The 5,437-nt window shown below is 69.3% G+C and carries 4 protein-coding genes; all 4 read right to left on the bottom strand.

Translation table 11 applies throughout. The features are described from left to right. Positions 1-387, bottom strand: a 387-nt coding sequence (locus tag EEJ42_RS16310; RefSeq protein WP_148081974.1) for a hypothetical protein, incomplete at its 3' end; no start/stop codon positions are given. Then, positions 371-2,131, bottom strand: coding sequence for a type IV secretory system conjugative DNA transfer family protein (locus EEJ42_RS16315; RefSeq protein ID WP_425472909.1), 1,761 nt, complete (start codon positions 2,129-2,131; stop codon positions 371-373). The genes EEJ42_RS16310 and EEJ42_RS16315, both read right to left, overlap by 17 nt. A 316-nt stretch (positions 2,132-2,447) precedes the next feature. After that, positions 2,448-3,689 (bottom strand): ATP/GTP-binding protein, encoded by a 1,242-nt coding sequence (locus EEJ42_RS16320; protein WP_246096790.1) that lies wholly within the window; start codon positions 3,687-3,689, stop codon positions 2,448-2,450. A 123-nt stretch (positions 3,690-3,812) separates the two neighbouring features. Next, on the bottom strand, positions 3,813-5,303 hold the full coding sequence (locus tag EEJ42_RS16325) for an SCO6880 family protein (protein WP_123100660.1): 1,491 nt from the start codon (positions 5,301-5,303) through the stop codon (positions 3,813-3,815). Positions 5,304-5,437 lie beyond the last annotated feature (134 nt).

A 5,437-nucleotide genomic window follows, 5' to 3' on the forward strand; every position in this document is an offset into this window, starting at 1 on the left:
CGCGGAGCGGGGCCGGAGCCGCATGCGCGGCCCGGCCTCCTCGACCCGGGCCAGGCGCGCGGCGAATCCGGTGAGTTCGTCGCTGATGGACTCCAGCGCGTCGAAGAGCGGGCCCAGCGGGTCCGCGTCCGGACGGGAGGGCTGCGCCGGTCCAGGGGCGCGGGCCTCCTCCAGGTGGGTCAGGCGGGTGTGGAACTTGCGCTGCTCGCTGTTGAGGGCTTCGAGAACGTCGAAGAGCGTGCCAAAGGGATACTCGTCTTCGCGGTGGCGTGGCGTGGGACTGGCCGAGGAGCTTTTCTCCAGGCGGACGAAGCGCCGCGCGAGGCTGACAAGCCCACCGCGCATGGAACGCAGGACGACCGTGGACCACTTAGCTGCTTGCGGCATGGCTGTTCACCTTCTTCAGGGCTTCCTTGGTGGCCTCGCTGATCTCCTTGGCGCGGGGGCCTTCGTGGATCCGCTCGAACTTGACCCGGGTGACGGGGGTACGCCGGTGGACGACCAGGCCCTCACGTTCCTTGATCTGCCGGATGTCGCCGGGCTCGAGTACGGCCCGGCGCCGGGTGGAGATGCTGATGGAAGCGCGGTCTCCGTCGTCACTGACCGACTCGGTGTCTTCCTCGAACTCGCCGGCGAGCTGGGAGTACGTCTTGAGTTCCTGCTCGTCCGAGACGCCACCCAAGATCACCTTGATGGTCGCAGCCGCGAACATTTTTCTGACGCCCAACTCCCCCCACCTCTCGTGCGCTTGGGCGAGGTTCTGCAAGACGGCGACCATGAAGATGTTCTGCGAGCCGGAGACCGACATCAGGCTCGGGATCTGCGGCAGCGGCGCCACGTTGGCCAGCTCGTCGCCGAGCAGCGCGAATGGCGGGTCGAGGCGGCCGTTGGGCTTCCGGGCTGCGATCACCTTGGCGGTGTCGAGGATGGCGCGCGAGAACGCCGCCAGGATGGGCGCCAGGCTGGAGCCCTCGTCCTCCTCGCCGATGAGGAAGACTGTGCCGCCCTCGGTGAGCCACTTCGCGATGGAGAAGTTCTTCTCGTCGCGGGCGGACTTGCCGAAGATCGCGGCGACCTTCTGGTCGTACAGGGCGAGGATGCTCTGCTCGGCGGTGCGCCAGCTCGCCGACCGCTCCTCGGGGGCCGCGGAATGCTGGGCGGCGAGGGCCCGGGCGAGGTTCTCCTGGCCGTGGGCGGCCAGGATGTCCACCGGCTGCCGCTCGGTGGGGGCGGTGGCCCAGCGCAGGATGTCCATCCCGCTCAGCCCATCGAGCGCGGCTGCGTGCAGCCAGCACGTCATGAGCATTTGAGCGTTCATCATGAAGTAGCCGCCGTTTTTTGTCCCCTCGTCCGACTTCGTGGTGCCGGTGAGGGTTTCGGCGCGTTTACGGGCGACGCTGAAGTCCTCGCAGCCGTCCGTGACGGCCCACTGGAGCTGCAACGGCCAGTTACTCAGGCCCGTCGGGTCGAGCACCATGACCGGCCCGTGCTTCTCGCGGCTCTTGGCGGTCGCGTAGAGGACGTCGGTCTTGGAGGAGGTGGCCAGCACACTGCCGGGGAAGTCGAGGATCCACGGCATGATCAACTGCGAGGTCTTGCCCTCACGGGGAGGGGCGACGATCAGGACCGTTTCTTCGAACGGGATGTACAACTTCACGCCGGTCGGGATCGCGGTGCCGCAGAACACGGCGACCTCGCTCACCGGCACGCCGGTCACCTTCGGGGGCCCACTGGCGCGCCGCNCGCTCACCGGCACGCCGGTCACCTTCGGGGGCCCACTGGCGCGCCGCGGCAGCGCACGGGCAGGCCCGGGCGCCTTGTCGAGAGAGGGCCGCGGTGTGGCCAGGCTCGGGCGCAGCGCACCGACCCGGGACAGGGCCTTGGCCTCGCCCATGGCCTCTTCCAACTGGCCGCTGGTGGCCAGGCCGTCGGTGCCCTCGTCACGCGTCGAGCGCCAGCGCCGCCACCCGGCCCGGGCCCCCCAGCAGGTGCCGGCGGCTGCGGCGAGGAAGGGCGGGTAGAAGGCGAACGGCCCGCCCACCCCGGCCCCGGACGGGTAGGCGTCCTGCGGGTGCAGCGGATCGACCACCAGGGCGGGGATGGCGCCCGCCGTCTCGTTCCACGAGACCATGGCGGGGGAGGCATGCGTCAGCAGACCGGAGATGACGGCGGCCAACCAGGCCCAGAGGGTGAGTGCAACCGCGGTGATGCACAGGGCGATCCACCAGGCGTCCTTGTAGACGTGCAGGCGGTTGCCCGAGTGCGGGGTGACAACCTTGGCCACTACCGTGCACCTCCACCGATGGATATCGAGTCACGGTTGGTCGGCCGACCGGCGGTGAGCGCCACACCGGCGCGGGCACCGCGGCGGGGATGGCCCGGCGGCTGGGCGGTCAGGGTCGTGGTGTGCGGCGACGGCGCGCGGGCGGCAAGGTTCGAGGAGGTCATCAGGCGGCGTTCTTTCGCATCGAGATGAGCGGTGCAGCGGGTGCCTGGCTCCCGGAACTGGCCTCCGTCATCTTGCGGTTGGTGTTGGTCAGCTCCGACTCGGTCGCGCTGCGGATGTGCTCCACCAGGTGCATCCGGTTGCCCACCTGCCACACCGCCCGCCCCGGCGAGCAGCGGCTGGCGCCGTCGATCAGGGCCTCACGCGCCCAGTCGGGCAGTTGCAGGTAGTCCGCCGTGACGTCGGCCTCGGCCTTGTCCATGTGGTAGAGCACCCGGGTAGCGGTGAGTTTCAAGATGGCCGCGGCCTCGGGCGCCTCGTCGACCATCAGGTCACCGAGGTGGTGCAGGATCGCCCAGAACGACAGACCAAGCCGCCGCCCATACCGGACGAATTCTTCGAAAAGCCGGGCGACGGGGCGGTGGGACAGGATGTGCCAGGCCTCTTCGACGATCAGCGTGCGCTTGACGCTGTCCCCAGGCTTGATCCACGCGTAGCGCAGCCACGGGCCGATCACACTCATCAGCAGCGGCATGGCCTCGCCTTCGCGCGGCAACCGCGTGAGGTCGAAGACGATCAGCCGCGCGTCCAGGTCGATCCCGGGTGTGGTGGGGCCGTTGAACAACCCGGCCAGATCCCTTGTGGGGCTGCACAGTTGGTCCATCGCCAAGCTCGCCGGCTGACCCCACTCGACCATGTCCTCGACGCCGACCTCGCGCCGGCCGAGCATGGCCGGCTCGGGGTTGGTCAGCGCATCGTGAATGTCCGACAGGACCGCAACGCGCTCCTCGGCCGCGGCCCTCACCTGAGCCGCCGCGTGGGCGACCGAGAGGGAGAACTCGCTCTTGCTGCTCAGCGGTCCGCCGATGATCTCGACCATCGAGCAGAGGACCTTGAACTGGTACTGCGAGGGAATCCGGGGATCCAGCGGATTGAGGCGCACCCCCTCGCCGTCCTCACCGCCGTACACCAGGCGGATCGGGGTGACGCCCAGGGCCCGCGCGATGCTGTCCCACTCGCCGACGCCGTCCTCGCCCTGCGCGTCCAGGACACAGAACGAGCGGTCCCGAAAGCGCAACTGCCGCAGCACGTAGCACTTTTCCAGCGACGACTTGCCGAACCCCGACTTGCCGAGCACCAGAGCATGCCCGCTGGGGAGACGCTCACGGGCGGAGGGGTCGTAGAGGATGAACGGGTCGTAGATGTAGGCCTTGCCGGAGTAGATCTCCCGGCCGATGATCACACCCCGGGGGTCCGAGGACGGAGCGCCGACCGCGGGATACAGCCCGGACGCGGTGGCGGTGGTGGTGCGCAGCGCGCGCCGTCCGGTCTGGGACTGGCGGCGTACGAGTTCGAGCATGGCGCCTCAGTCCTTCAGCAGTCCGGTGACCATGGGCAGGGTGTTAGCAAAGGCGCGGTACTGCTCGGAGTCGCACCACTCCAGCGCCAACTGACTCTTGACCGCGGCCGCCCGCACCGTGTTGCGGTGCTGGACGAGCAACTCGGGGTCCGGTGCCGTGACGGCGACCCATCCAGTCAGGCGCACGCCAGCCGCGCCGTTGGCCAGGTCGTGCATGGTAGAGGCGGACGCCCCCAGCTCACGCTCCTCGCGCGGGTCGATGATCTTCCCGGGATGATTGTCGGCCTGGCCCGCCTCGTTGGTGACGTCCGCCATGGCGTCCTCGAGGGCCTTGTCCGCGGGCAGCAGCCGCATCGTCACCCCGACCGTCAAAATCACGTCGCTGACGTACAGCAGCAGCGGAGCCATGAAGTTGACGCCCACCGGCAGCACCGGGAACTGCTTGATCCAGGCCGTGGCGGTGTACCAGGGGTCGGCGCCCTCCCAGCTGCGGGCCGCCATGCGGGTCGGCTCCCTCGCGTCCATCTCGGCCGGCCAGCAGCTCGCGCGGTCCATGCCCCGGGTGTCGTTGATCCAGTGGTCGGGCGCGTAAGTGTGGTGGATCAGTGAGGCGAGCGCGGGCTCGTCCAGGTTGCGCACCCAGCGCAGCTGCGCGCCGCCCAGGCCCCGGATGAACTGCTCGACCTCCTTGCCCAGGACCTCGGCGTACCCGTCGTGCAGGGTCTTGTAGGTCAGGGCCTCGGCGGACAGTTCCTGGGTGTAGGGGATGCCCAGCACCAGGAACAGACGCCGGTCCTCGGCGTAGACCGAGACCATGTCGACCAGCTCGTCGTAGGAGTCACTCAGCCAGGACGGCGCTGCCGGATCCCGCCGCGCCGCGGCATCATGTGCGTGGGCGTTGGGGTCGGTGGGCAGCAGCCGCGCCAGCCACTGCACGTACTCGATGCGCCCGCCCGACTCCGCGGTCTCCTTGAGCAGGTACTCATAGGCGGAGATCAGCGCTTCCTTGTCCGCGCCGTCGAGCCCGCCGAAGTTCTTGGCGCCCTCGACCTCGATACAGGTCACGAACATGGACTGGGTGGGCTGGAGCAGGACGGCGATGTCCCCGTACGCGGTCTTAGCCGTGATCCATTCCAGCGACTCCGGCACGCCCACCGGCTGAGCCACCGGCACCGGTGTGCCGTCCCTGCGGCGGCCCGCAAACGGGGCTGTCGACTTGTACAGGAGCTTGCCGTCGCGCAGCAGCCGGCGGTAGGTGCGGCGGATCTCGAACCAGCGCAGGAACGTCCGGCCCTTGTAGGGGACCATCGTGACCCAGATGCACGTCCCGGCCGCACCGAGGCATCCGAGGATCTTCAGGGGGATCCCGGGCAAGGTGGCCAGCAGGCCGACGGACAGGACTATGCCGCCGAGCAGGACCAGTTGCTCGTCCATCTCAAAACGACGCCCCAACAGACCACGTGGACGCGGTCGGGGAAACGCGAAGACGCGGTCCATCGCGACTCCTATCTCAAAGCGTGATGGGTGAGGTGAGAGCTGCCGCTAGCTCGCGGGGGGCTGCGGCGGAGGAGCGGGAGCCGGAGGCGGAGGTGGGGGCGGGGGAGCCTGGCCGCCCTGCCGAGGCGGACGCG

The sequence above is a fragment of the Streptomyces botrytidirepellens genome, from assembly GCF_003721215.1.
GTDB lineage: Bacteria > Actinomycetota > Actinomycetes > Streptomycetales > Streptomycetaceae > Streptomyces > Streptomyces himastatinicus.